This window comes from Luteimonas sp. MC1825 (assembly GCF_014764385.1).
In the GTDB taxonomy this organism is placed as follows: Bacteria; Pseudomonadota; Gammaproteobacteria; order Xanthomonadales; family Xanthomonadaceae; genus Luteimonas.
On the sequence record NZ_CP061714.1, the window covers coordinates 1146533 to 1169895 of the forward strand.

General features: G+C 71.0%; 24 protein-coding genes and 2 pseudogenes. 17 read left to right on the plus strand and 9 right to left on the minus strand.

The window, feature by feature from the left end:
* Window positions 1-105 precede the first annotated feature (105 nt).
* The 4 genes from IDM46_RS05280 to IDM46_RS05295 all read right to left on the minus strand — a co-directional run bounded on the left by IDM46_RS05280 (window position 106) and on the right by IDM46_RS05295 (window position 2874).
* Window positions 106-1167: a phospholipase A gene (locus IDM46_RS05280; RefSeq protein WP_223878055.1), complete on the minus strand. Its 1062-nt coding sequence runs from the start codon at window positions 1165-1167 to the stop codon at window positions 106-108.
* 112 nt (window positions 1168-1279) lie between these two features.
* Window positions 1280-1765 carry a DUF456 domain-containing protein gene (locus IDM46_RS05285; protein WP_182821764.1) on the minus strand — a complete coding sequence of 162 codons (486 nt, stop codon included), beginning with the start codon at window positions 1763-1765 and terminating at the stop codon, window positions 1280-1282.
* Window positions 1766-1833: 68 nt separating this feature from the next.
* Entirely contained in the window at window positions 1834-2310 is a 477-nt protein-coding gene (locus tag IDM46_RS05290; RefSeq protein ID WP_185115020.1) for a glycine zipper 2TM domain-containing protein, read from the minus strand.
* Between the two features lie 81 nt (window positions 2311-2391).
* A complete protein-coding gene (locus IDM46_RS05295; protein WP_223878034.1) occupies window positions 2392-2874 on the minus strand; it encodes a hypothetical protein in 483 nt (160 codons plus the stop codon).
* A 63-nt stretch (window positions 2875-2937) separates the two neighbouring features.
* On the opposite strand from IDM46_RS05295, the gene IDM46_RS05300 reads away from it, so the two are divergent.
* On the plus strand, window positions 2938-3741 hold the full coding sequence (locus IDM46_RS05300) for a tRNA threonylcarbamoyladenosine dehydratase (RefSeq protein ID WP_185115021.1): 804 nt from the start codon (window positions 2938-2940) through the stop codon (window positions 3739-3741).
* On the opposite strand, the gene IDM46_RS05305 is transcribed toward IDM46_RS05300, so the two are convergent.
* Entirely contained in the window at window positions 3738-4499 is a 762-nt protein-coding gene (locus IDM46_RS05305) for a TatD family hydrolase (protein WP_185115022.1), read from the minus strand. The two genes, IDM46_RS05300 and IDM46_RS05305, sit on opposite strands and share 4 nt — an antisense overlap.
* A gap of 3 nt (window positions 4500-4502) precedes the next feature.
* Window positions 4503-4733, minus strand: coding sequence for a DUF6116 family protein (locus tag IDM46_RS05310; RefSeq protein ID WP_182821756.1), 231 nt, complete (start codon window positions 4731-4733; stop codon window positions 4503-4505).
* 182 nt (window positions 4734-4915) lie between these two features.
* Between IDM46_RS05310 and IDM46_RS05315 the strand changes: the two genes are divergently transcribed.
* From IDM46_RS05315 to IDM46_RS05330, 4 genes are all read left to right on the plus strand, one after another.
* Entirely contained in the window at window positions 4916-5734 is an 819-nt protein-coding gene (locus tag IDM46_RS05315) for a glycine zipper 2TM domain-containing protein (protein ID WP_185115023.1), read from the plus strand.
* Window positions 5735-5889: 155 nt separating this feature from the next.
* Window positions 5890-7059, plus strand: a complete 1170-nt coding sequence (locus IDM46_RS05320) for an acyl-CoA dehydrogenase family protein (protein WP_185115024.1) — start codon at window positions 5890-5892, stop codon at window positions 7057-7059.
* Window positions 7060-7117: 58 nt separating this feature from the next.
* Window positions 7118-7672, plus strand: a complete 555-nt coding sequence (locus IDM46_RS05325) for a GNAT family N-acetyltransferase (RefSeq protein ID WP_185115025.1) — start codon at window positions 7118-7120, stop codon at window positions 7670-7672.
* Between the two features lie 60 nt (window positions 7673-7732).
* Window positions 7733-10015 carry a thiamine pyrophosphate-dependent enzyme gene (locus IDM46_RS05330; RefSeq protein WP_185115026.1) on the plus strand — a complete coding sequence of 761 codons (2283 nt, stop codon included), beginning with the start codon at window positions 7733-7735 and terminating at the stop codon, window positions 10013-10015.
* 29 nt (window positions 10016-10044) lie between these two features.
* On the opposite strand, the gene IDM46_RS05335 is transcribed toward IDM46_RS05330, so the two are convergent.
* The 3 genes from IDM46_RS05335 to IDM46_RS05345 all read right to left on the minus strand — a co-directional run bounded on the left by IDM46_RS05335 (window position 10045) and on the right by IDM46_RS05345 (window position 13297).
* Window positions 10045-11673 carry an EAL domain-containing protein gene (locus tag IDM46_RS05335; RefSeq protein ID WP_185115027.1) on the minus strand — a complete coding sequence of 543 codons (1629 nt, stop codon included), beginning with the start codon at window positions 11671-11673 and terminating at the stop codon, window positions 10045-10047.
* Between the two features lie 121 nt (window positions 11674-11794).
* Complete coding sequence (locus IDM46_RS05340; RefSeq protein ID WP_185115028.1) at window positions 11795-12280, minus strand: OmpA family protein; 486 nt, start codon at window positions 12278-12280, stop codon at window positions 11795-11797.
* Between the two features lie 123 nt (window positions 12281-12403).
* A complete protein-coding gene (locus IDM46_RS05345; protein WP_185115029.1) occupies window positions 12404-13297 on the minus strand; it encodes a folate-binding protein YgfZ in 894 nt (297 codons plus the stop codon).
* A gap of 100 nt (window positions 13298-13397) precedes the next feature.
* On the opposite strand from IDM46_RS05345, the pseudogene IDM46_RS13660 reads away from it, so the two are divergent.
* From IDM46_RS13660 to IDM46_RS05405, 12 genes and pseudogenes are all read left to right on the plus strand, one after another.
* Window positions 13398-13484 (plus strand): annotated as a pseudogene (locus IDM46_RS13660) (DUF1674 domain-containing protein); the annotation flags it as partial.
* Window positions 13485-13567: 83 nt separating this feature from the next.
* Entirely contained in the window at window positions 13568-13957 is a 390-nt protein-coding gene (gene sdhC, locus IDM46_RS05355; RefSeq protein WP_182821740.1) for a succinate dehydrogenase, cytochrome b556 subunit, read from the plus strand.
* Window positions 13954-14367, plus strand: a complete 414-nt coding sequence (sdhD, locus tag IDM46_RS05360; RefSeq protein ID WP_182821738.1) for a succinate dehydrogenase, hydrophobic membrane anchor protein — start codon at window positions 13954-13956, stop codon at window positions 14365-14367. Before sdhC ends, sdhD begins: the two co-directional genes overlap by 4 nt.
* Before the next feature lie 15 nt (window positions 14368-14382).
* Window positions 14383-16173 (plus strand): succinate dehydrogenase flavoprotein subunit, encoded by a 1791-nt coding sequence (sdhA, locus tag IDM46_RS05365; RefSeq protein ID WP_182821736.1) that lies wholly within the window; start codon window positions 14383-14385, stop codon window positions 16171-16173.
* A gap of 11 nt (window positions 16174-16184) precedes the next feature.
* Window positions 16185-16976, plus strand: coding sequence for a succinate dehydrogenase iron-sulfur subunit (locus IDM46_RS05370; RefSeq protein WP_185115030.1), 792 nt, complete (start codon window positions 16185-16187; stop codon window positions 16974-16976).
* A gap of 52 nt (window positions 16977-17028) precedes the next feature.
* A complete protein-coding gene (locus tag IDM46_RS05375; RefSeq protein WP_182821732.1) occupies window positions 17029-17454 on the plus strand; it encodes an MAPEG family protein in 426 nt (141 codons plus the stop codon).
* Between the two features lie 20 nt (window positions 17455-17474).
* The gene (locus tag IDM46_RS05380; RefSeq protein WP_182823745.1) at window positions 17475-17723 is read left to right on the plus strand and encodes a succinate dehydrogenase assembly factor 2; all 249 of its coding nucleotides are present in this window, start codon (window positions 17475-17477) and stop codon (window positions 17721-17723) included.
* Window positions 17653-18123 (plus strand): hypothetical protein, encoded by a 471-nt coding sequence (locus tag IDM46_RS05385; protein WP_223878035.1) that lies wholly within the window; start codon window positions 17653-17655, stop codon window positions 18121-18123. The genes IDM46_RS05380 and IDM46_RS05385 overlap by 71 nt, the downstream gene beginning before the upstream one ends.
* Window positions 18124-18149: 26 nt before the next feature.
* Window positions 18150-19391, plus strand: coding sequence for a lipoprotein-releasing ABC transporter permease subunit (locus tag IDM46_RS05390; protein WP_182821730.1), 1242 nt, complete (start codon window positions 18150-18152; stop codon window positions 19389-19391).
* Entirely contained in the window at window positions 19384-20124 is a 741-nt protein-coding gene (lolD, locus tag IDM46_RS05395; protein ID WP_185115031.1) for a lipoprotein-releasing ABC transporter ATP-binding protein LolD, read from the plus strand. Before IDM46_RS05390 ends, lolD begins: the two co-directional genes overlap by 8 nt.
* A gap of 144 nt (window positions 20125-20268) precedes the next feature.
* A pseudogene (locus IDM46_RS05400) lies at window positions 20269-22719 on the plus strand (DNA internalization-related competence protein ComEC/Rec2); the annotation flags it as partial.
* Entirely contained in the window at window positions 22667-23356 is a 690-nt protein-coding gene (locus IDM46_RS05405) for a MotA/TolQ/ExbB proton channel family protein (RefSeq protein WP_185115033.1), read from the plus strand. The pseudogene IDM46_RS05400 and the gene IDM46_RS05405, both read left to right, overlap by 53 nt.
* The last annotated feature ends 7 nt before the right edge of the window (window positions 23357-23363 follow it).

A 23363-nucleotide genomic window follows, 5' to 3' on the forward strand; every position in this document is an offset into this window, starting at 1 on the left:
TTGCGGCTCCAGGTGCGGCGGGTCATGCAGTCCCCTCGGCGGTCTCTGGCCGGGTGCGCCTACTGTGGGTGCCGGGTATTCAGCATCGCGTGAAACCGGGCGCGCTCAGAACCAGTCGATCACCGAAATGCCGAAGCCGACATACGTCGCGCGATGGTCGTAGTCGAGCATGCTCTCGCCGTAGCCGTCGAACAGCTGCAGGTGGCCGCGCAACTGGTTGCTGATCGGGAAGCCCCAGTCGAACTGCAGCGCGCCGTGCGAATCCTCGCCGCCGCGCAGCGAGTGGCGCGCCATCAGCGAATACACCTGGCCGTTGTCGCGGGTGTGCACCAGGGTGACATCGCCGCGGCCGAGGTAGTTTTCGATCCCGGGGTTGTCGTCATTGCCGCCGTCGGACAGCCGGATCCACGGGCGGAACGTCAGCGCCCAGTGGTCGCGGTCGAGCCCGACGTTGAACATCACCCGGTTCCAGCTGCGCGACAGCGGATCGGGACGACCGTTGGACTGGTGGTTGATGCCGATCGCCGCCATCCGCCCCTTCCAGCCCAACAGGCTGTAGTTGTTGCGGACCACGAGCAGCACTTCCGGCTCGTAGTTGGTCTCGCGGAACGGGCGCGAGGCGTCGCTGTTGAGCACCTGCCAGCGCGAGCTCTGCGTATAGCCCATCCACACGTCGCCGTTGTCGCCGAAGATGTTCTCCAGCGCCTTGGTCTTGAAGCTGATCTGGAACTTGGTCTCGAACTCGTCGGTGTCCATCGCCTGCGGCTCGACGCCGGGCGACGAACTCGCGGGCGACCCGTTCTGGTCGCTGCTCCAGAACACCGGCAGCAGGTACACCGGCTTGTAGGCGCGCATGTTGAAGGTGCCGAGCTTGGAGTCGCGCGCGAGCTCCCAGCGGCCGTCGAGCAGCGAGCCGCGGCCGGCGTTGGCCAGCGCCTCGCGGCGCGGATCATCGTCGTGCGGGTAGAAGTCGCTGCTGGTGTCGGCCGCCCGCGCCCGCGCCGGTGTGCTCTCGGGCGCTGCGTCCTCCGCGCGTGCGCGCGCCGCGGCTTCGTCGGCGGCCTGCGGCGATCTCGCCTGGCGGCCCGCGGCGAGGTCGTAGCAGGCAAGGCGCTCGACATCGATCTCCATCGCGACGCAGGCGGCCGGGCTGGCGGGCAGCGGCATGGACTCGGCCAGCGCCGCAAAGGGCAGGGCACACAGCAGGGGCAGGACGGCCGGCAGGCGTGGTGGCATGGGGGGCTTGATCGCGGAACGTGGCGCGCAGTCTAGCGTGGCCTCACAGGAACCATGCGAAGGCGAACAGCCCGAGCATCGCGAAGGCCAGCGCGAGTTTCAGCACGACTCCGAACACGATGCCCAGCCAGGTGCCGAATCCGACCCGGGTCGCTTGCCCCACATCGCGCCCGTGCATCAGTTCGCCGGCCAGCGCGCCCACGAACGGACCCGCGAACAGGCCCACCGGGCCGAAGAACAGGCCGGCGAAGGTGCCGAGGATCGCGCCGGCGACCGCCTTGCCGCTGGCGCCCACGCGCTTGGCACCGAGCGCGGTGGCCCAGAAGTCGATCACGATCGAGAGCACGGTCAGCACGCCAAGGACGGCGAGCGTGGCCACGCCGATCTGCTCGAATCCGCCAGCCCAGGCCGCAAGCAGCATGCCGGCGAACACCAGCGGCAGGCCGGGAAGCGCCGGCATGATCGTGCCGATGATGCCCGCCACCACCAGGATCGCGGCAAGGACGTAATAGAGGGACTGTGCATCCATGTGGGCAGCCTGCCTGTGCAAGGACGGCCCGCAATGCGGGCCGTCCGGGGAACAACGGGGGATGCGACTCAGCGCATCGTGGCGCGGCCACCTGCCACGCGCACGTACGAGCCTTCGCGGATGCCGCCGAGGTCGGTCTGGGTGACCACGGTCATGCGGCCGTCGTCGAGGCGCACGTGCACGTCATAGACCGAGTCGCCCTGCACGCGGTTCTGGATGGCGTTGCCGGCGACCGCGCCGCCCACCGCGCCGGCGACCGTCGCGGTGTTGCGGCGACCCTCGCTGTCGGTGTTGCGCCCGGCGATCTCGCGCGCGGCCACGGCGCCCACCACGCCACCCAGGACCGCACCCGTGGCGTTGGGCGTGTTGCCGCCACGCGCGCGGTGGTCGATGCGGGTGACCACGCCGCAGTCCTGGCAGCCGTAGGCGGACGAGCTGGTGTTGCCGTAGCCGCTGCCGCTCGAATAACCGGGCGAGGTGCTGGCGCAGCCGACCAGGGTGAGCGCGGCAAGCGCGGCGGTGGCACCGATCAGGCGAATGTTCATTGCGTTGCTCCTGCGATCACGGGGGGGGTGGGAAGTGTTCTTCCGCCCCGCGACCTTAGGAGCAGGCCCGTGAACAGCCGATCAACCGCGGAAATCGCGATGGCAGGCCTTGCAGTCTTCGCCGATCGCATCGGTGGTGGCCTTGAGGCCGGCGCAGTTCATCGGCGGTGATGCCAGCGCGCTGTCGATCGCGCCGCGGAACTTGCCGGCGTGGTCGGCGAAGCGGGTGTCATCCCGCAGGTCGGCGAATGCGGGCTCCAGGTCGTTGCCCAGCATGCGCATCGCCTGCAGGTGCGGCAGCACGTCGGTCGGCGCGCAGCGGTTGGCCTGCAGCGCATCACGCAGCTGCGCGCTGTGCGCGGAGAGCAGGTGCATGGCGGCTTCCGGGTAGTGGTCCTGCCAGGTCTTGCGCGCTTCGAGCGTGCGCAACAGCATCACCACGGCCACCACGCCCAGCACCAGGCCGAGCAGGAACACGAACAGGTAGCGGGCCGCGGACGACGGCGGCTTGCCCGTCGTGCTGGCGGGGCGTGCGTGGGGCGTTGCGTCTGGCGGCATCGACATGCGGGCACTCCGGCTGGCGGTGGGTCAGCGCCGATTGTATGCGGCGCCCGCTAAAATGCGCGCATGGACAAGCAGTGGCAGGACAGGTTCGCGGGCATCGACCGCCTTTACGGGCGCGGCGCGGTGGAACGCCTTGCCGCCTGCCACGTCACGGTGGTCGGCCTGGGTGGCGTGGGTTCGTGGGTGGCCGAGGCACTGGCGCGCAGCGCCGTCGGCAGGCTCACGCTCATCGATGCCGACGACCTGTGCGTGTCCAACACCAATCGCCAGCTGCCCGCGCTGGAGGGGCAGTACGGGCGCGCCAAGGTCGAGGCCATGGCCGAGCGCTGCCGTGCGATCAACCCGGCGATGACGGTCGACGCCGTGCCGAGTTTCCTCACGCCGGCCAACCTCGACGGACTGCTCGACCGCGGCCAGGACCTGGTGATCGATGCCTGCGACAGCTTCCGCAGCAAGGTGGAGGCGATCGCCTGGTGCCGGCGCCGCAAGCTGCGGCTGATCACCGTGGGCTCCGCGGGCGGGCGCGTGGATCCCACCCTGGTGCGCGTGCGCGACCTGTCCAGGACCGAGCACGACGCGATGCTGGCCCTGGTGCGGCGCAAGCTGCGCGGCGAGTTCAATTTCCCCAAGGGGCCGCGGCGCTACTTCAGCGTGCCGGCGGTGTATTCGCTGGAGAATGTGCGCTATCCGCAGGCCGATGGCAGCGTCTGCGGCCTGCGCCCGCAGGTCGGCGGTGCCGAGGCGCTCAACCTCGACTGCGGTGGCGGCCTGGGCGCGGCCACGCACATCACCGGTGCATTCGCGTTCGCCGCGGCGGGCAAGGCGCTGGAGATGCTGCTGGCGCGTGCGCAGCCGCGCGAAGCCTAGCCGAGCGCGAACAGGCGGCGCGCGTTGGCGCTGGTGGCGTCGGCGACCACGCTGGCATCCACGCCTCGCAGCGCGGCGATCGTCGCGCACACCACCGCGAGCCGCGCCGGTTCATTGCGTTGGCCGCGGAGCCCGGCGTCGGGCTGGTGCGGCGCGTCGGTTTCCAGCAGCAGGTGTTCGATCGGCATGTCCGCGGCCAGCCGGCGCAGCCGCTGCGCGCGCTCGTAGGTCACCGGTCCGCCAAGCCCGAGCAGGAAGCCCTCGCGCCACAGCACCTCGGCTTGCTGGCGACTGCCGGAAAAACTGTGCACCACGCCGCGCAGGCCGCCGATGCGCCGGATCGCGGCGATCACCGCGTCCACCGCGCGGCGCGCGTGCACGATCACCGGCAGGTCGAACTCGCGCGCAAGCCGCAGCTGGCCGTCGAACCAGTGCGCCTGCTGCGCCGGGTCCAGGCCATCCACGAAGTAATCGAGGCCGCATTCGCCGACCGCCACCGGGCGCTCGCGCGCAAGCCAGGCATGCAGCTGCCCGAGGTCTCCCGGGCGGTGGTGGGCGAGGAAGGTCGGATGCAGGCCGTAGGCCGGGTACAGGCCAGCGTCGAGAGCGGCGGCATCGCGGAGGCCCGGCCAGGCATCGGCGTGCGTCGCCGGCAGCACCTGCATGCGCACGCCCGCCGCGCGCGCACGCGCGACCACGTCCGCGCGATCGGCGTCGAACTCCACTGCGTCGAGATGGCAATGGCTGTCGACCAGCATGTTTCAGCCGCGCCGGGCTTCGCCGTCGATGGTGGACTTCGCTGTCCCGCCCGCGGGCCGCTTGCGGCGCGCGAGCAGCAACGCACCCAGGCCGAACAGGATCTCGTCGACGAACGGCAGCGGATCCGGGACCACGAGGGTGACCAGGAACAGGCCAGCGGCCGCCATGAACAGCTTCGGGAAGCTCAGGCGACCCAGCCATCGCATCAGCGGGATCAGCAGGGGATTGGGCATGGCGACACTCCACGGGCGTGCGATGCGGGCACGCTAGCACGCGGCCGGGTGTGGCCTGGTTCACGGATCGGCAAGCTTGCGGGCGCGGTGGCCGGTGCCTGTTCAGGAAGGAAGTGTTCGAATCCCGTTATCCGCGGAACCTTCCGCACGATCCGCCGGTACCGCCCACGAGGAGGCGCTCCATGAAGAACAACACGCTAGCCATTGCCCTCGCTTCACTGCTCGTCGGTGGCGTTGCCGTCGCCGCCTTCCAGGGTGGTCGCACCGACCAGCCGCGCGCGGACATCGCCGCCGCCGGCACCTCGCTCGACGTCACGGCCGACGCTTCCGAACTTCGCCTCGAGGATGGCGCGATCCCGAGCGCGGGTCGCCTTGAATATGCCGACGTCGTCGCCGTCAAGCCGGTGACCGAGCGCGAGGCGCTGTACGCGACCGTGATCGGTTCCGAGGCGATCCGCGAAACCACCACCAGCTCCAGCCCGCGCCAGGTCTGCGAGGACGTGGTCGTGCAGGAGCGCCTGCCCGAGCGCGACGGCAACATCGGCGGCACCGTTGCCGGTGCGGTCATCGGTGGCCTGGTCGGCAACCAGGTCGGCAGCGGCAACGGCCGCAAGCTGGCCACCGTGGCCGGTGCCGTCGGCGGCGGCTATGCCGGCCGCGCTGTGGACCGTCGCCATGTCGGTGGCCAGGTCGTCGAGCGCGTCGACCGCCAGTGCCGCACCGTGCAGGACAGCGCGCAGTCGTCGCGCGTGGTCGCCTACAACGTGACCTACCGCAACCCGGATGGCACCACCGGCACCATGCGCACCGACAGCAAGCCGGGCAACCGCATCCCGCTGGGCAACCAGGACGTGACCGTCGGCTACGACGTCACCTACCGCTACGACGGTGACGAGCGCAGCATCCGCATGGACGAGCGCCCCGGTGACCGCCTGCCGGTGATCGACGGCCAGGTGGTCACCCAGGTCGCCAGCGTCGACGGCGACACCGAGCGCGGCTGATCGCAGCGCCGCCAGGTGAACGCTGACGCGGGCCCGGATTTCCGGGCCCGCGTCGTTTCCGGGATCTGCCGGCCGGTAACGCCCCCCGCCATGGCCTGCCCGGCACCGCCGGCCATCGCTACAATGCCGGGTTTCCGCCGACCGGTTGCGCTTCCATGGCCCTGAATCCCTACGACCTCTACGACGTCCGCTCCCTGCTCAGCGATGAGGAGCGCGCCGTGCAGGACACGGTGGCGCGGTTCACCGACGAACGCGTGCTGCCGATCATCGGCGAGTGCTTCGACCAGGGCCGCTTTCCGAAGGAGCTGATCCCGGAGATCGCCGGGCTCGGCCTGCTGGGTGCAACGCTGCCCGCCGAGTACGGCGGCTCGGAGCTCAACTACGTCAGCTACGGCCTGATCTGCCAGGAGCTGGAGCGCGGCGACAGCGGCATCCGCAGCTTCGCCAGCGTGCAGTCGTCGCTGTGCATGCATCCGATCTTCGCGTACGGCACCGAGGAGCAGAAGAAGCGCTGGCTGCCCGACATGGCCGCCGGCAAGGTGATCGGCTGCTTCGGCCTGACCGAGGCGCACGGCGGCTCCGATCCGGCCAACATGAAGACGCATGCCAGGCAGGACGGCGGCGACTGGATCATCAACGGCGCCAAGATGTGGATCACCAACGGCAACCTGGCCGACATCGCCATCGTCTGGGCGCAGACCGACGACGGCATCCAGGGTTTCATCGTCGAAAAGGACTTCGCCGGCTTCAGCGCGCAGGAGATCAAGCACAAGATGAGCCTGCGCGCGTCGGTGACCAGCGGCCTGTTCTTCGACAACGTGCGCGTGCCCGAGGCCAACCGCCTGCCGAACGTCAAGGGCCTCAAGGGGCCGCTCGGCTGCCTGACCCAGGCGCGCTACGGCATCACCTGGGGGCCGATCGGCGCGGCGATCGCCTGCCTGGACGAGGCGCTGGAGTACAGCAAGGAGCGCATCCTGTTCGGCCGGCCGGTGGCCGCCACGCAGAGTGCGCAGATCAAGATGGCCGACTGGGCGCGGCGCATCACCGGCGCGCAACTGCTCAGCCTGCAACTCGGCCGCCTCAAGGATGCCGGCAAGATGCAGCCCACCCAGGTGAGCCTGGCGAAGTGGAACAACTGCCGCATGGCCATCGACATCGCCCGCGAGGCCCGCGACCTGCTCGGCGGCGCCGGCATCACCACCGAACACTGCCCGATCCGCCACGCGCTGAACCTGGAATCGGTGATCACCTACGAGGGCACCGAGACCGTGCACCAGCTGGTGGTGGGCCGCGAGCTGACCGGCATCAACGCGTTCGCCGGCTGACTGCCACCGGGCGCCGCGCCGCGGCGCCCACTGCTCCACGCGATACAGGTGCGCTTCCATGGCCTTGACCGAGCCCTGCCTTGAAACCGATCGCCTGCTGCTGCGCCCGCCGCAGCTCGGCGACTTCGACCGCTACGCCGAACTGCTGGGCCACGAGCAGGCCGCGCGCCACATCGGCGGCCAGCAGCCGCGCGCGGCGGCGTGGCGCAAGTTCCTGCAGATGCCCGGTGCCTGGGCGGTGCAGGGCTTCGCCATGTTTTCAGTGGTCGAGAAAGCAAGTGGCACCTGGCTCGGCCAGGTCGGCCCGTGGAAGCCGGAAGGCTGGCCGGGCAACGAGATCGGCTACTCCTTCCACCCCGATGCCTGGGGCAGGGGCTACGCCACCGAAGCCGCCACCGCCACGATCGACTGGGCGCTGGACAACCTCGGCTGGGACGGATTCATCCACTGCATCGCGCCGCAGAACCTCGCCTCGCAGCAGCTCGCCCGACGACTCGGCTCCACCCTTCGCGGACCCGGGCGCCTGCCCGCGCCGTATGAAGACGCGCCTGTCGACATCTGGGGCCAGAGCCGCGCGCAATGGCGCGCACGTGCCGCCACGCGCCCCGCCTGACCCCCAATGCCCGAGTCGCCGCGCTGCCGGCGACGCCCTGACCACGGAAATCGCCACGCCATGTCGCAGCCTGTCCAACAGCCCATTCCCGCGCGCATGCGCGGCCTCAACCGCGCCGAGATCTGCGACGTCAATTTCAGCGAGTTCGTGCGCGGCTGGAACGGCCACGTCGATGCCCGGCCGTCGGCCGACGAGGCGATCCTCGATGGCAGCGCGCTCGACGCGCGCGGCTTCCGCGAGCTGTTCGAGTCGCAGCTGATCAGCCGCCACCTCGACCTGATGGCGCGCGTGCTGCGCGTGCAGGACAAGGTCTTCTACACCATCGGCTCCAGCGGCCACGAGGGCAATGCGATGGTCGCGCGGCTGACGCGGCATACCGATCCGGCGTTCCTGCACTACCGCTCCGGCGGCTTCATGGCCGAACGCTTCCGCAAGCTGCCGGGCATGGACCCGGTGATGGATTCGGCATTGTCGTTCGCCGCCAGCAAGGACGATCCGGCCAGCGGCGGCCGCCACAAGGTGTGGGGCAGCAAGCCGCTGTGGGTGCTGCCGCAGACGTCCACCATCGCATCCCACCTGCCCAAGGCGTTCGGCACGGCGGTGGCGATCGAACAGGGCCGGCGCATCGGCCATGCGCTGCCGATCCCGGACGACAGCATCGCGATCTGCTCGTTCGGCGATGCGTCCAGCAACCACGCCACCGCGCAGACCGCGTTCAACGCCGCGGCGTGGACGGCGTACCAGAAGCTGCCGGCGCCGGTGCTGTTCGTCTGCGAGGACAACGGCATCGGCATCTCGGTGAAGACGCCCGACGGCTGGGTGGCGCGCAACTTCGCGCAGCGCCCGGACCTGGATTACTTCGCCGCGGACGGCCTCGACCTCGCCGCCGGTTACGGCGACGTGCAGCGCGCGGTCGAACACTGCCGGCGCACGCGTCGCCCGACCTTCCTGCACCTGCGCACCACGCGGATCATGGGCCACGCCGGCACCGACTTCGAGATCGAATGGCGGCCGCTGGAGGAGCTGTGCGCGGTGGAGGCGACCGATCCGCTGCTGCGCTCGGCGGCGATCGCGCTGGAGTCGGGGCTGATGTCGAAGGACGAGGTGCTGGCGCTGTACGAGGCGACGCGCGTCCGCTGCTTCGCCGCCGCCGAGGATGCCGACCGTCGTCCGCGCCTGGATTCGCTGGCAGACGTGATGGCGCCACTCGCGCCGTACACGCCGGCGGCGGTGCAGGCCGAGGCCACCCGCGTCGGCTTCGACGCGCGCCGGCTCGAGGTGTTCGGCGGCGAGGCGAAGCTGCCGGAGAACCAGCCGCCCAGGCACCTCGCCATCCAGATCAACCAGGCGCTGCACGACCTGTTCTGCAAGTACCCCGAGACCCTGCTGTTCGGCGAGGACGTGGCGCAGAAGGGCGGCGTGTACACCGTCACCAAGGGCCTGCAGAAGGCGTTTGGTCCGCGCCGCGTGTTCAACACCCTGCTCGACGAGACCGTGATCCTCGGCCTGGCGCAGGGTTACGCCAACATGGGCCTGCTGCCGCTGCCGGAGATCCAGTACCTGGCGTACTTCCACAACGCCTGCGACCAGATCCGCGGCGAGGCCGCCAGCCTGCAGTTCTTCTCCAACGGCCAGTACCGCAACCCGATGGTGGTGCGCATCGCGTCGCTCGGTTACCAGCGCGGGTTCGGCGGGCATTTCCACAACGACAACTCGATCACCGCGCTGCGCGACATCCCGGGCCTGGTGGTCGGCTGCCCCAGCCGTGGCGACGACGCCGCGACCATGCTGCGCACGCTGGCCGCGCTGGCCAAGGTCGACGGCCGCGTGTGTGCGCTGCTCGAGCCGATCGCGCTGTACATGGCCAAGGACCTGCACGCGCCCGGCGACGGCGGCTGGCTGACCAGCTACCCGCCGCCCGGCGAGGCGATGACGCTCGGCGAAGGCCGCGTGTATGGCGAAGGCCACGACGACCTGGTGATCTTCACCTTCGGCAACGGCGTGCCGATGAGCCTGCGCGCCGCGCGCGCCATCGAGCAGACGCACGGCTGGAAGGTGCGCGTGGTCGACCTGCGCTGGCTGGTGCCGCTCAACGATGCCTTCATCCAGCAACAGGCAGCGAGCGCAAAACGCATCCTCGTGGTCGACGAAGGCCGGCGCAGCGCCGGCGTGGGCGAGGGCATCATCACCGCGGTGGTCGAGGGCGGACTCGGCGCGCTGCCGCTGCTGCGCGTGGTCGGCGCCGACACGTTCACGCCGCTCGCCGGCGCGGCATTCCTGGTGATTCCCTCGGATGCCGAGATCGTGGCTGCCGCCGACCGCCTGGCCGTGCCCGCGCCGTAGCGCGTCGAGGCGCCTCGCACCGTCGCGCGCTACGCCTGCGTGCGCAACAGCATCGCGAGTGCCTCGGCGTCCATCGGCCGCGCGATGCCGAAGCCCTGGCCGATGTCGCAGCCGGCAGCCACAAGCCAGTCGCGGGTGGCGTCGTCTTCGATCCCTTCGGCGGCCACGGTGGCGCCCAGTTCGTGCGCCAGGCCGATCATCGCCATGACGATCGCCTGGTCCGAGCGCGAGTCGAGCACCGAGGTCACGAACGAGCGGTCGATCTTGAGTTCGTCGGGAGCCAGGCGGCGCAGGTTGACCAGCGAGGAGTGTCCGGCGCCGAAGTCGTCCACGGAGATGCCGATGCCCTGCGCGCGCAGCCGCGGCAGTGCCATGGCGACCAGATCAGGCTCACGCATCACGTCGGTCTCGGTGACCTCCAGCATCAGCCCGGGGCCGTGCCGGCGGTGGATGGCGATGAGCGCGTCGACCAGTCCCGCGTCGGCCAGGTCGTTGGCCGAGATGTTCACCGAGACGTGCAGCGGCGGCTCCGCCACCGGCCACTGCCGGCGCTGCTGCAGGCCGCAGCGCACCAGGTGCAGGCTCATGGCGCCGATCACGCGCGCCTGTTCGGCAAGCGGCACGAACTCGTCCGGTGCCAGCGGGCCGCGCTGCGGGTGGTGCCAGCGGACCAGCAGTTCGGCGCCCAGCCAGCGCCCGCTGCGCAGGTCCAGCTTGGGCTGGAACGCGTAACCGAGGCGGTCATGGTCGATGGCGTACTGCAGGTCGGCCAGCAACGCCAGGTTCTGGGTGGCGCAAGGCGCCACGGGCGCGCCCGCGCGCTGGCGCCTGCGCCATGCGAGGGTGCCGCCGCCGAGCATGATCAGCGCCCCCAGCGCGCCGCTGATCGCCGGCCACGGCAGTCCCCTCGGGGCGCTCAGGTTGCCGATCCATTCCACGTACAGGTCGTTCTGCGTTCCGCTGGCGCGCAGGCGTTCAAGCGAGGCGTCGATCCGCGCCACAAGGTCTGCGCGGCCGTGGCGGGCGGCGAAGACATAGCGGCGCTCCAGCAGCGGCGGGCTCAGTGCGACCATGTCGCGCAGGCCGTGCTGGTGGATGGCGTAGTAGCCGATGCCGGTGGGCGCGAGCGCATAGTCGGCCTCGCCACGGGCCACCGCGACCAGGGTGTCGGCCTCATTGTCGCGCTCCACCAGCACCACGCCGGGGCCGGCCTGCGCGCGCAGGGCTTCCCAGGCAAGGCCGGCATGCTGCACGGCCACGCGCACATGGGCCAGCTCGTCGAGCGAATCCAGCACCGCCCGCGACTTCGGGCCGAACAGCGCGTGGTGGCGGATCAGGATCGGCTGGGTGAAGAGGTAGCGCTGCTCGCGCTCGGCCGACCAGAACATCGGCACGATGTCGAGTTCGCCGCGGGCCAGGCGCTCCAGCGCGTCGTCCCATGCGCCCAGCTCGAAGCGCGGCTCCATGCCCAGGTCGCGCGCCACTTCACGCGCCAGCGCCACGTCGAAGCCGTCAGCCTGGCCGTTCGCGTCGATGAAATGGTAGGGCGGGTAATCGGCATCACCGCCGATGCGCAGCGTCTCCGCCGCCGTGGCGACCGCGATGGCCTGGGCGAACAGTGCGATGGTCGCAAGCAGCCAGCCGGACCGCCTCGCCACGGCCCTGCCACGGCCGGTCATCGCCCTCCCCAAGGCTTCCATCGCGCGGCATCCGTTTGACCGTGGGCCATGTGTAGCACAGCCGGGTGGGTGCTCGACGCAACCCGGCTGCCGGGGACTGTTACGGCGCGACGACCTTGACGTCCACGCGCCGGTTGGGCGCCAGGCAGGTGATCAGCGCCTGGCCTTTTTCGCCGTCGCACGCCGCCACCGGTTCCACGCTGCCGCGGCCGACGGCGGTGATGCGGTTGGCGGGCACGCCGGCCGCCGCCAGGTAATCGCGCACGGCCGCCGCGCGCTTGCGCGACAGCTCCACGTTGCCCGCCGCGCTGCCGATGCGGTCGCTGTGGCCGACGACGTGCACCACGTCGACCGCCGGCAGGGCCCGCACGCGCGCGGCCAACTGGTCGAGTTCGGCGCGTCCGGCCGGGCTGATGTTGTCGATGCCGGACTTGCCGAATTCGAACAGCGCGTCCCCCGACAGCGTCTGGTTGAAGCTCGCCGGTGGCGCCTCGGCGGCAGGCGCCGGCGGAGGCGTGCTGGTGGCACAGGCGGCCAGCAGGCAGGCGGCGAGCGAGGTCGCCACGAGTGCGATCGAACGGGTCATGCGTTTCCCCTTGCGTGATGGTCCCGGGCCGGCCGGACGGCCGCCCGCTGCGCGGATTCCCCCGCAGCGGAGCATAGCGTCAGGATGTCACCGCGCTGCGACGGGGCTCGCGGTTCGGGAGGGTCAGCGCGCCAATCCGTCGCGCAGTGGCAGCACGGCCAGCGTCCGGCCATCGGCTTCGAGCGTGGCAGAGTCATCGCGTTCCAGCGGCAGCACCGCAAGTGCGAGCGCCGCAGCAGGAAATCCGCTGCCGGCCGCATCCCCACTGCACGCCACCGTGCCCAGCGGCTTGCCGTCGCCCAGCACGTCACTGCCCGCCGCGGGTGCAACCGGTGCGCCGAACAGCACCAGCCCGCGCTTGGCCTTGCCGAGGAAATGCGTGCGCGCCACGATCTCCTGGCCGGGGTAGCAGCCCTTCCTGACGCTGTAGGCCTTCAGCCGGTCCAGCGACAGCTGTTGCGGCGTCCACGCTTCGGTCTGCGATGGCGGCAGCCGCGGCCAGCCGTGGGCGAGGTCGAAGGCGTGCCAGCGCGCCTGCGCCGCCGGGTCGGGCCCGGCCGCGACGGCGGAGACACGCAGGCGGCGGGGCAGGGTGCCGTCGCCGAGGTCGAGTTCGACGCCGGACGCGGCGTCGCCCGCAAGGACCGCGCCGCGGGCGCCCTCCGGCGCCGCGAACGCACCCGCCACGTGCAGGTCCGGTCGCGCCTCCACCTTGACCTTGCTGCGGAACACCAGGCCGCGCAGGCGCGCGGCCAGCGCTTCGGTGTCGCCGTCGGGCACCAGCATCCAGACCTGTTCCGGGCCCAGGCGCAGCACCGCGAACAGCGCGATCACCCGCCCCTTGGGCGTCAGCCAGCCGCTCCATTGCCAGCCGTTGTCGGCAAGGGCCGCGACATCGCTCATGCACTGCGCTTGCGCGAAGGCGAGCGCGTCACGGCCTTCCAGGCTGATGACGGCGTGGTCGGGTAGTGCGAAGCAGCCGGCGTCCACGACGCCCGGCTTGTCCAATATGGCCATGGGAACTAGACTTTCATTCGTGCCAGACCCCGAGATCATAGGCGAAACGCCGCCCCCGACCGTCCCCGCGCATCCCGCGGACGCGGTGGCTACGCCGCCACCCGCGCCGGAATACGGGGGCCGCGACGGTCCCGACCCGACGCGCTACGGGGACTGGGAAAAGAACGGACGCTGCATCGACTTCTGATGCGTTCGCCGCCCCGGGCGGCCTGACAGACCCCACCAGTCAACGCGGCAGTCATCGCCGCCCAGCGAGAGATGCCTGCCGCGATGAGACACCCAAACCGCCCCCTGTCGCCGCACCTCCAGGTGTACCGCTGGCAGATCACCATGCTGATGTCGATCCTGCACCGCGCCACCGGCATCGCGCTGGTGGTCGGCGCGTTCGGCCTGGCCTGGTGGCTGCTCGCCGTTGCCGCCGGCGGCGACGCCTACGCCTCGGCCAGCGCCTGCCTCGCGTCGCCGCTTGGCCGCATCGCGCTGTTCGGCTTCTCGCTGGCGCTGATGTACCACCTGCTCAACGGCATCCGCCACATGCTGTGGGATGCCGGCTGGGGCTTCGAGCTGCCGGAGGTGTACCGCTCCGGTTACGCCGTGTTCGTGCTGACCGCGGTGCTGACCGCGGCCATCTGGTTCTTCGCGCTGGGAGGTGCGGCATGAGCGACGTGAAAGCCGGCGCCGCCGCGCGCCGCGACCTGCGCACGCCGCTGGCGCGCGCCCGGGGCATCGGCTCCGGCAAGACCGGCACCGGCCACTTCTGGTACCTGCGCCTGACCTCGATCGCGCTGATGCTGCTGGTGCCGTGGCTGGTCGGCACGCTGGTGTCGCTGATCGGGGTCGACCTCGCCACCGCGCAGGCGGTGCTGGCGCGTCCCTACAACGCCATCCTGATGGCCGCCCTGCTGGTTGCGCTGTTCTGGCACACCAAGCTGGGCCTGCAGGTGGTGATCGAGGACTACGTGCACAACCGCGCGGTCGAAGTGACCCTGCTGGTGCTCAACTCACTGCTCTGCGCCCTCGGTGCCCTGGCTTCGCTGTACGCGATCGCCCGCATCGCGCTGCTTGCCTGACCTGCGAAGCCCAAGATGACCAACGCCTACAAGATCACCGAACACAAGTACGACATGATCGTGGTGGGGGCCGGCGGTGCCGGCCTGCGCGCCACCTTCGGCCTGGCCCACAAGGGCCTGAAGACCGCCTGCATCACCAAGGTGTTCCCGACCCGTTCGCACACCGTGGCCGCGCAGGGCGGCATTTCCGCCGCGCTCGGCAACATGGGCGAGGACGACTGGCGCTTCCACTTCTACGACACCATCAAGGGTTCCGACTGGCTGGGCGACCAGGACGCCATCCAGTACATGTGCCGCGAGGCGATCCCGGCGATCATCGAGCTCGAGCACCAGGGCGTGCCGTTCTCGCGCACCGAGGAGGGCAAGATCTACCAGCGCCCCTTCGGTGGCATGACCACGCACTACGGCAAGGGCACCGCGCAGCGCACCTGCGCCGCCGCCGACCGCACCGGCCACGCGATCCTGCACACGCTGTACCAGCAGTCGCTGGCGCACCAGGCCGAGTTTTTCGTCGAGTACTTCGCGCTCGATCTCATCATGGACGCCGACGGCGCCTGCCGCGGCGTGCTCGCCATCGACATGGCCGAAGGCACGCTGCACCTGTTCCGCGCCCAGGGCACGGTGCTGGCCACCGGCGGCTACGGCCGCGCGTACTTCTCCGCCACGTCCGCGCACACCTGCACCGGCGACGGCGGCGGCATGGCGCTGCGCGCCGGGCTGGGCCTGCAGGACATGGAGTTCGTGCAGTTCCATCCCACCGGCATCTACGGCGCCGGCTGCCTGATCACCGAGGGCGTGCGCGGCGAGGGCGGCATCCTGCGCAACTCCAACGGCGAGCGCTTCATGGAGCGCTATGCGCCCAACGCCAAGGACCTCGCGTCCCGCGACGTGGTGAGCCGCTCGATGACCATCGAGATCCGCGAAGGCCGCGGCGTGGGCGAGCACAAGGACCACATCCACCTCGACCTGACCCATCTCGATCCGGCCGACATCCACGAAAAGCTCCCCGGCATCGCCGAGAGCGCGCGGATCTTCGCCGGCGTCGACGTCGAGAAGCAGCCGATCCCGGTCATCCCCACCGTGCACTACAACATGGGCGGCGTGCCGACCAACTACCACGGCGAAGTGGTGCAGCTGAAGGACGGCAACCCCGACGCGATCGTCCCCGGGCTGTACGCCATCGGCGAGGCCGCCTGCGTCTCGGTGCACGGCGCCAACCGCCTCGGCTCCAACTCGCTGCTGGACCTGGTGGTGTTCGGCCGCGCGGTCGCCAACCGCTGCGCCGAGACCATCCGCCCGGGCGGGCCGCACAAGTCGCTGGCGCCGGACGCCTGCGACCGTTCGCTGGCGAACCTCGACAAGCTGCGCCATGCCAAGGGCGACACGCCCACGGCGGTGATCCGCGACCGCATGCAGCGCACCATGCAGGCGGATGCCGCGGTGTTCCGCACCGGCGAGACGCTGGCCGAGGGTGTCACCAGGATCCGCGAGATCAACGATTCGTTCGCCGATGTCCGCGTCAGCGACCGTTCGCTGGTGTGGAACTCGGACCTGATCGAGACCTTCGAGCTGCAGAACCTGCTGGGCCAGTCGCTGGCGACCATCGTGGCCGCGGAGAACCGCAAGGAATCGCGCGGCGCGCATGCCCGCGAGGACTTCCCGGACCGCAACGACGCCGAGTGGCAGAAGCACTCGCTGACCTGGGTGGATGATGCCGGCAACACCCGCATCGACTACCGCCCGGTGCACATGTACACCCTCGACGACGAAGTCGAAGTCGTGCCGCCCGTCGCGCGCGTCTACTAGGATCAAGGCAGATGGCTGAATTCTCACTCCCCAGGAACTCGACGATCCACAAGGGCAAGCGCTTCGCGGCGCCCGCCGGGGCCTCGCGCGTTCGCGAATTCAAGGTCTACCGCTGGAGCCCGGACGACAGCGAAAACCCGCGCACCGACACCTACGAGGTCGACCTCGACAAGTGCGGGCCGATGGTTCTCGACGCGCTGATCAAGATCAAGAACGAGATCGACCCCACGCTGACGTTCCGCCGTTCGTGCCGCGAGGGCATCTGCGGCTCGTGCGCGATGAACATCGACGGCACCAACACGCTGGCCTGCACCAAGGCCATCGCGGACTGCGGCAAGGGCAAGGGCGAAGTGCCGATCTACCCGCTGCCGCACATGGAGGTGGTCAAGGACCTGATCCCCGACATGACGCACTTCTACGCGCAGTACGCGTCCATCCAGCCGTGGATCCGCACCCAGAGCCTGCCGCCGCCGGACCGCGAGCGCCTGCAGAGCAAGGAAGACCGCGCGAAGCTCGACGGCCTGTACGAGTGCATCCTGTGCGCCTGCTGCAGCACCGCCTGCCCGAGCTACTGGTGGAACGGCGACCGCTACCTGGGCCCGGCAATCCTGCTGCAGGCCTACCGCTGGATCGTCGACTCGCGCGACGAGGACACCGGCGCGCGCCTCGACGACCTCGAGGACCCGTTCAAGCTCTACCGCTGCCACACCATCATGAACTGCACGCGCACCTGCCCGAAGGGACTCAATCCCGCCAAGGCGATCGGCGAGATCAAGCAGCTGATGCTGGCACGCCAGGTCTGATCCAACCCGCGCCGGCACCCGCCGGCGCGTTCGTTTCGGGGGAACGAAATCCATGCTGGCGACCCATCCGATCCTGTTGCCCGCGCTGGTGCTGGTGGCGCTGACCTTCGTGGTCATGGTGCGCATGTACCGACAGCGCGTGGCGCAGATGAAGCGCGAGCGCATCCACCCGCAGGCGGTGGCCACCTCCGCACAGTCCGCGCAGCTGCTCACCGACAGCGGCGCGGCCGACCACTACCGCAACCTGTTCGAGCTGCCGGTGCTGTTCTATTTCGGCGTCGCCGTCGCGCTGGCGCTTGGCGTGCACGACGTCGGCCTGCTGGTGCTGGCCTGGCTGTTCGTGGCGCTGCGCGTGGTGCACGCCGTGATCCACTGCGGCTACAACAAGGTCATGCACCGCTTCAAGGCGTTCCTCGCCGGCAGCGCGCTGCTGCTGCTGTTCTGGATCCGCCTGGCCTGGTGCCTGCTGGCGGCATGAGCACGCTGGACGACAGCATCCTGGATGACGACACCGAGTTCCGGCGCCTGCGCTGGAAGTGCCGCCGCGGCATGCGCGAGCTCGACCGCCTGCTCGAACGCTGGCTGGAGCGCGAATGGCGGCAATCCCCGGCCGACGAGCGCGCGGTTTTCCTGCGCCTGCTCGACAGCGAGGACGATAGGCTGTGGAAATGGTTCCTTGGCCACGCCCAGCCCGATGACCCCGAACTCGCCGCACTGGTCCGGCGCATCGCCGACCTGCCGCATTGAGTGGCGCCCCTCGCGCTGGCTGCTGGCCGCGCTGATCCTGCTCACCGCGCTGGCCGCGTGCGCGTTCCCGGCGAGCGGCCTGCCGCGGCCCCTGGCGTGGCTGCTGGTTCCGGTGGTGCTGGCATGCGGGCTGGCCGCGGCGCGTCGCCATGCACGCGCGGCCCCGGGCGTGGTCGCCATCGATGCCAGGCGGCGCGTGCTGGTCGACGGCGTGGCGGTGGCGCAGCCACGGCTGCAATGGCGCGGACCCCTGGCGGTGCTGTCCTGGCGCGATGCCGGCGGGCACAGCCGCTACCGCAGCTGGTGGCCCGATACCCTGCCGCCGGCGCGCCGCCGTGAACTGCGGCTGGCCGCCGACAACCTGATTCCCGCCCGCGCCACGCCACAAATGGCACCATAGCGGCCTTCGAGCCCGCGCGAGACCCGATGTTCAAGCCCATCCCCGTGGCCATCGGCCTGCGCTACCTGCGCGCCAAACGCCGCAACGCCTTCATCTCCTTCATTTCCCTGGCCTCCATCCTCGGCATCGCCGTGGGCGTCACCGCGCTGATCACCACGCTCGCGGTGATGAGCGGTTTCCAGCGCGAGATCCGCGACCGCATGCTGGAAATGACCCAGCACGCCACGGTGTCCGCCGACGGCGCGCGCATGGAGAACTGGCGCGATGCGGTGGCCGCCGCCAAGCGTGACCCGCGCATCGCCGGCTCCGCGCCCTACATCTCCACCGAGGCCCTGCTGTCCGGCCAGCGCCGCCAGCCGGCCATGCTGCGCGGCATCGTCCCGGGTGATGAAGCCCAGGTGTCGGTGCTCGGCGAACGCATGGTCGAGGGCAGCCTCGATACGCTGGCTCCGCGCAGCTACAACATCGTGCTCGGGCGCGAACTCGCCGCGTGGCTGGGCGTGCGCGTCGGCGACAGCGTGATCGCCACCACCGACTACCAGGCCTCGCCCATGGGCGCGGTGCCGCAGCTCAAGCGCTTCACGGTCAGCGGCATCTTCGAGGCCGGCTACCAGGAGTTCGACAAGGGCCTGGCCATCGTCAACCTCGAGGACGCGCAGCGCCTGCTGCGCATGGGCGACGCCGTCACCGGCGTGCGCCTGCAGATGCACGACATGGACCTCGCGTTCGACATCGCCCGCGACCTGGCGCTGGCGCTCGACGGCCCGTACCGCGTCAGCGACTGGACCAGCGAGAACGCCAACATGTTCCGCGCGCTCAAGCTCGAGAAGACCATGATGGCGATCCTGCTGTCGCTGATCATCGCCATGGGCGCGTTCAACCTGGTGTCGTCGCAGGTGATGCTGGTGACCGACAAGCAGGCCGACATCGCCATCCTGCGCACGCTCGGGCTCACCCCGCGCGGGGTGATGCAGGTGTTCATGGTGCAGGGCACGCTGATCGGCGTGATCGGCACGGTGCTGGGCGTGGTGGGCGGCATCGTGCTGACCCTCAACCTCGAACACATCCTGCGCGCCATCGAAGGCCTGTTCGGCGTGGTGCTGATGCCGGCCGACGTCTACTACATCACGGGCCTGCCGACCGAGCTGTCGGCCAACGACATCGCCTGGATCGCCGCGGTGGCGCTGGCGATGGCGTTCGTGGCCACCATCTATCCCGCCTGGCGCGCGGCGCGCACGGCCCCGGCGGAGGCGCTGCGCTATGAGTGAGGAGACACGCGCATCGCGCATCAACCACGGCAACGGCCACCAGGGCGAAGTGCTGCGCGCCGAACGCCTGGGCAAGACCTACGCCGAAGGCAAGCTGCGCACGCCGGTGTTCGACGGCCTGGAGCTGCGCGTGGATGCCGGCGAGACGGTCGCCATCCTCGGCGCGTCCGGCGCCGGCAAGAGCACGCTGCTGCACCTGCTCGGCGGGCTGGACACGCCCACGGCGGGCGAGGTGTTCGTCTGCGGCCAGGCGATGGGCTCGCTGCCCGACGCCGAGCGTGGCCGGCTGCGCAACCGCGCGCTCGGCTTCGTCTACCAGTTCCACCACCTGCTGCCCGAGTTCACCGCGCTCGAGAACGTGATGCTGCCGGTGATGCTGTCCGGCGCGGCGGTTCCGGAGTCGGCGGCGCGCGCACGCGCGCTGCTGGAGTCGGTCGGCCTCGGCCATCGCCTCGAGCACAAGCCGGGCGAACTCTCCGGCGGCGAACGCCAGCGCGCCGCCGTGGCCCGGGCGCTCGTCAACAGCCCCGCCTGCGTGCTCGGCGACGAACCCACCGGCAACCTCGACGACAGGACCGCCGCCACCGTCTTCGAACTGATGCTCGACCTCAACCGCGCCGAACGCACCGCACTGGTGCTGGTCACCCACGACCGCAGCCTGGCCCGCCGCCTCGACCGCGTCCTCGAACTCCACGAAGGCAAACTGCGCGAAATCCCCCCCGCCACCGCCTGACCCAACCAACAACCGCCCCTCTTCGCGCCTTCGCGCCTTCGCGAGAAAAAAGCCCCTATCCCTGACCCCGCAACAGGGACGAAGGCGATCGCCACTCCGTCCTGACGCAGCCACGCTGGCTTTCCTTGCATCCGGGCAGTCGGCATGAGCGGAATCATCGCGGCCCCCCCGCTCGGCGTGGGCGCCGCAGCAGCCCTGGTCGCCGGCGCCCTGACCTGCCTGCTGCTCCCCGCGCTGCCCCCGGTCGCTTTGCTCGCGGCCCTGCTCCTCACCGGTCTCGTCGCCTGGTGGCGGCGCCGCGATCGCTGGCGATGGGCCGCCGCCGCGCTGTTCGGCCTCGGCCTCTGCGGCCTGCACGCGGCGGCATCGCTGGGCGCGCAACTGCCGCCCGCGCACGAGCGCGATGACTTCCAGCTCGGCGGGCGCGTCATCGGCCTGCCGGTGCACGAGGCGCGGCGCACGCGCTTCGACCTGCGCGTCGATGACGACCCCGCGCTGCCTGCGTTCCTGCGCGGCGCGCGGCTGCGCCTGTCCTGGTACGGCAACGAATGGTCCGATGCACCCTCGCGCCGCGGCGAGATCGTCGCCGGTGGCGACTGGAACCTGCACGTGCGCCTGCGCGCGCCGCGCGGGCTGCGCAACCCGGGCAGCTTCGACAGCGAGAAGCACGCCATGGCGCAGCGCGTGGTCGCCACCGGTTACGTGCGCGAACCGGCCGACGCCGTGCAGCGTGGCCGGCCGCGCGGCATCGACGCCTGGCGCGACCGCATGGCCGCGCGCATCGATGCGGCGGTCACCAGCAGCTCGTCGCGCTACGTGCGCGCGCTGGCGCTCGGCGACACCCGCGCGCTCGACGACCGCGACTGGGAAATCCTGCGTGCCACCGGGCTCACCCACCTGATCGCGATCTCGGGCTTCCACGTCGGCATGGTCGCGGGCTTTTTCGCGCTGCTCGGCTCGGGGCTGTGGCGGCTGCTGCCCGGCCTCGGGCGCGTGCTGCCGCGGCCGCAGGCGTCGGCGGCGGTGGCGCTGTGCGGCGCGGTGGGCTATGCCGCGGTCGCCGGCTTCGCGCTGCCTACGGTGCGCACGGTGCTCATGATCGCCGTGGTGGTGGCGGCGCGGCTGTGGCGTCGGCCGCTGCGCATCGCCGATGCGCTGGCGCTGGCGGCGATCGCGGTGCTGCTGGTCGATCCGCTGGCGCTGCTGTCGGCGGGCTTCTGGCTCAGCTTCGCCGGCGTGGCCTGGCTGGTGTGGTGCCTGCCGCAGGCGCGCGGCGGCAACCTCGCGCGCGAGTTCCTGTCGGCGCAGTGGGTGGCCACGCTCGGCCTGCTGCCGCTCACGGTGATCCTGTTCGGGCAGGCCTCGCTGGCCGGGCCGTTCGCCAACCTGGTGGCGATTCCGTGGTGGAGCCTGGTGGTGGTGCCGCTGTCGCTGCTCGGCACCGCGCTGGACGGCCTGCACGCCGGCTGGGGCGAGGGCGCGTGGCGGCTGGCCGCGTGGGCGTTCGACCTGTCGTGGCCGGCATTCGCGCGGCTTGGCGCCAGCCCGCTGGCGCTGTGGTGGCTGCCCGAGCCGCGCTGGTTTGCCCTGCCGATGGCGCTGGCCGCGGCGTTCTGGCTGCTGCTGCCGCGCGGCATTCCCGGCAAGCCGCTGGCCGCGCTGCTGTGGTTGCCACTGCTGTGGCCCGATCGCCAGCTGCCGCGCCATGGCGAAGTGGAGCTGGTGGTGGTCGATGTCGGCCAGGGCCTGGCGCTGCTGGTGCGCACCGCGCGCCATGCGCTGCTGTACGACATGGGCCCGGCGATCCCCGAGGGCTACGACGCCGGCGAGCGCACCGTGGTGCCGGCGCTGCACGCACTCGGCGTGCGCCGGCTGGATGCCATGGTGGTGAGCCATGCCGATGCCGACCATGCCGGCGGGCTGGCCGCGGTGCGCCGGCGTTTCCCCGCGCCGCGCCTGCTCGCGCCGGAAGGCGCCGGCATCGACGAGGCGTCGCCGTGCCTGGCGGGCGCCCGGTGGCAGCACGATGGCGTGGCCTTCCGCATCCTGCATCCGCCGCCGCATTTCCCCTACCTGCGCAACGAGGCTAGCTGCGTGCTGCGCATCGAGAGCGTGCATGGCGCCATGCTGCTGGTCGGCGACATCGGCGCGCCGGTGGAGGAGCGCCTGGTCGGCCGCGTGCCGGAGGACCTTCCGGCCGAGGTGGTGGTGGTCGGGCATCACGGCTCGCGGCACTCGTCCACGCCGGGCTTCGTCTCCGCCATCGGCGCGCACCTGGCGCTGGTGTCGGCCGGCCACGGCAACCGCTTCGGGCACCCGGATGCCGGTGTCGTGGCGCGCTGGGAGGACGCGGGCGCCCGCGTGCTGGAGACCGCCGTGGGCGGAGCCTTGCGCATCCGCCTTGGCGCGGACGGCCTGGAGGCCGGCACCGAACGGGCGCGGCGGCCGCGGTTGTGGGATTCCGGGCGCAAGCGGGGGAAGAGGGTCGCGGTATCCTATCCGCCGGATTGAACGGCGGGCCCCCCGGCCCGGGGAGCAAGGCGTGCTGGAACTGGTCAAGGCAGGCGGATGGCCGATGCTGCCGCTGCTGCTGCTGTCGGCGGTGGCGCTGGCAATCATCGTCGAACGCTACTGGACGCTGCGCCGCAGCGTGGTGGTGCCCGCGGGCCTCGGCCGCGAAGTGCGCGACTGGGCCGGCCGCGGCGGCCATCTCGACCCCGCGCACATCGAGTCGCTGCGCGGCAACTCGCCGCTGGGCGCGCTGCTGGCGTCGGTGCTGGACATGCGCAACCGCCCGCGCGAGGAAATGCGCGAGCGCGTCGAGGATGTCGGCCGCCACCTGGTGCACCGCATGGAGCGCTACCTCAACGCGCTCGGCACCATCGCCGCCGCCGGCCCGCTGCTGGGCCTGTTCGGCACCGTGGTCGGCATGATCCAGATGTTCCTCGGCATCATGGATGTCGGCGTGGGCGAGATGAACGAGCTCGCCGGCGGCATCGGCAAGGCGCTGGTGTGCGCGGCGGCCGGCATGATCGTCGCGGTGCCGGCGCTGATGTTCCACCGCTACTTCCGCGCGCGCATCGACGGCTACATCATCGACATGGAACACGAGGCGATCCAGCTGATGGACGCCATCGACTACCGTGCCAGGCGCGTCGCACCGACCGCGGACGGCCACGCCGGCCATGCGGGCCACGACGCCGGCTACGCCATCGATCCGGCGCGGGCCTGAGCGCCGC

What these genes read in the sequence shown, in the direction of transcription:
- IDM46_RS05345 (WP_185115029.1), bottom strand. Translation starts at nt 13,297, where the DNA reads ATGGCCATATTGGACAAGCCGGGCGTCGTGGACGCCGGCTGCTTCGCA.
- lolD (WP_185115031.1), top strand. Translation starts at nt 19,384, where the DNA reads ATGAGTGAGGAGACACGCGCATCGCGCATCAACCACGGCAACGGCCAC.
- IDM46_RS05390 (WP_182821730.1), top strand. Translation starts at nt 18,150, where the DNA reads ATGTTCAAGCCCATCCCCGTGGCCATCGGCCTGCGCTACCTGCGCGCC.
- sdhA (WP_182821736.1), top strand. Translation starts at nt 14,383, where the DNA reads ATGACCAACGCCTACAAGATCACCGAACACAAGTACGACATGATCGTG.
- IDM46_RS05285 (WP_182821764.1), bottom strand. Translation starts at nt 1,765, where the DNA reads ATGGATGCACAGTCCCTCTATTACGTCCTTGCCGCGATCCTGGTGGTG.
- IDM46_RS05310 (WP_182821756.1), bottom strand. Translation starts at nt 4,733, where the DNA reads ATGCCCAATCCCCTGCTGATCCCGCTGATGCGATGGCTGGGTCGCCTG.
- IDM46_RS05325 (WP_185115025.1), top strand. Translation starts at nt 7,118, where the DNA reads ATGGCCTTGACCGAGCCCTGCCTTGAAACCGATCGCCTGCTGCTGCGC.
- IDM46_RS05340 (WP_185115028.1), bottom strand. Translation starts at nt 12,280, where the DNA reads ATGACCCGTTCGATCGCACTCGTGGCGACCTCGCTCGCCGCCTGCCTG.
- IDM46_RS05315 (WP_185115023.1), top strand. Translation starts at nt 4,916, where the DNA reads ATGAAGAACAACACGCTAGCCATTGCCCTCGCTTCACTGCTCGTCGGT.
- IDM46_RS05300 (WP_185115021.1), top strand. Translation starts at nt 2,938, where the DNA reads ATGGACAAGCAGTGGCAGGACAGGTTCGCGGGCATCGACCGCCTTTAC.
- IDM46_RS05295 (WP_223878034.1), bottom strand. Translation starts at nt 2,874, where the DNA reads ATGTCGATGCCGCCAGACGCAACGCCCCACGCACGCCCCGCCAGCACG.
- IDM46_RS05375 (WP_182821732.1), top strand. Translation starts at nt 17,029, where the DNA reads ATGCTGGCGACCCATCCGATCCTGTTGCCCGCGCTGGTGCTGGTGGCG.
- sdhD (WP_182821738.1), top strand. Translation starts at nt 13,954, where the DNA reads ATGAGCGACGTGAAAGCCGGCGCCGCCGCGCGCCGCGACCTGCGCACG.
- IDM46_RS05330 (WP_185115026.1), top strand. Translation starts at nt 7,733, where the DNA reads ATGTCGCAGCCTGTCCAACAGCCCATTCCCGCGCGCATGCGCGGCCTC.
- IDM46_RS05320 (WP_185115024.1), top strand. Translation starts at nt 5,890, where the DNA reads ATGGCCCTGAATCCCTACGACCTCTACGACGTCCGCTCCCTGCTCAGC.
- IDM46_RS05370 (WP_185115030.1), top strand. Translation starts at nt 16,185, where the DNA reads ATGGCTGAATTCTCACTCCCCAGGAACTCGACGATCCACAAGGGCAAG.
- sdhC (WP_182821740.1), top strand. Translation starts at nt 13,568, where the DNA reads ATGAGACACCCAAACCGCCCCCTGTCGCCGCACCTCCAGGTGTACCGC.
- IDM46_RS05305 (WP_185115022.1), bottom strand. Translation starts at nt 4,499, where the DNA reads ATGCTGGTCGACAGCCATTGCCATCTCGACGCAGTGGAGTTCGACGCC.
- IDM46_RS05290 (WP_185115020.1), bottom strand. Translation starts at nt 2,310, where the DNA reads ATGAACATTCGCCTGATCGGTGCCACCGCCGCGCTTGCCGCGCTCACC.
- IDM46_RS05280 (WP_223878055.1), bottom strand. Translation starts at nt 1,167, where the DNA reads ATGCCGCTGCCCGCCAGCCCGGCCGCCTGCGTCGCGATGGAGATCGAT.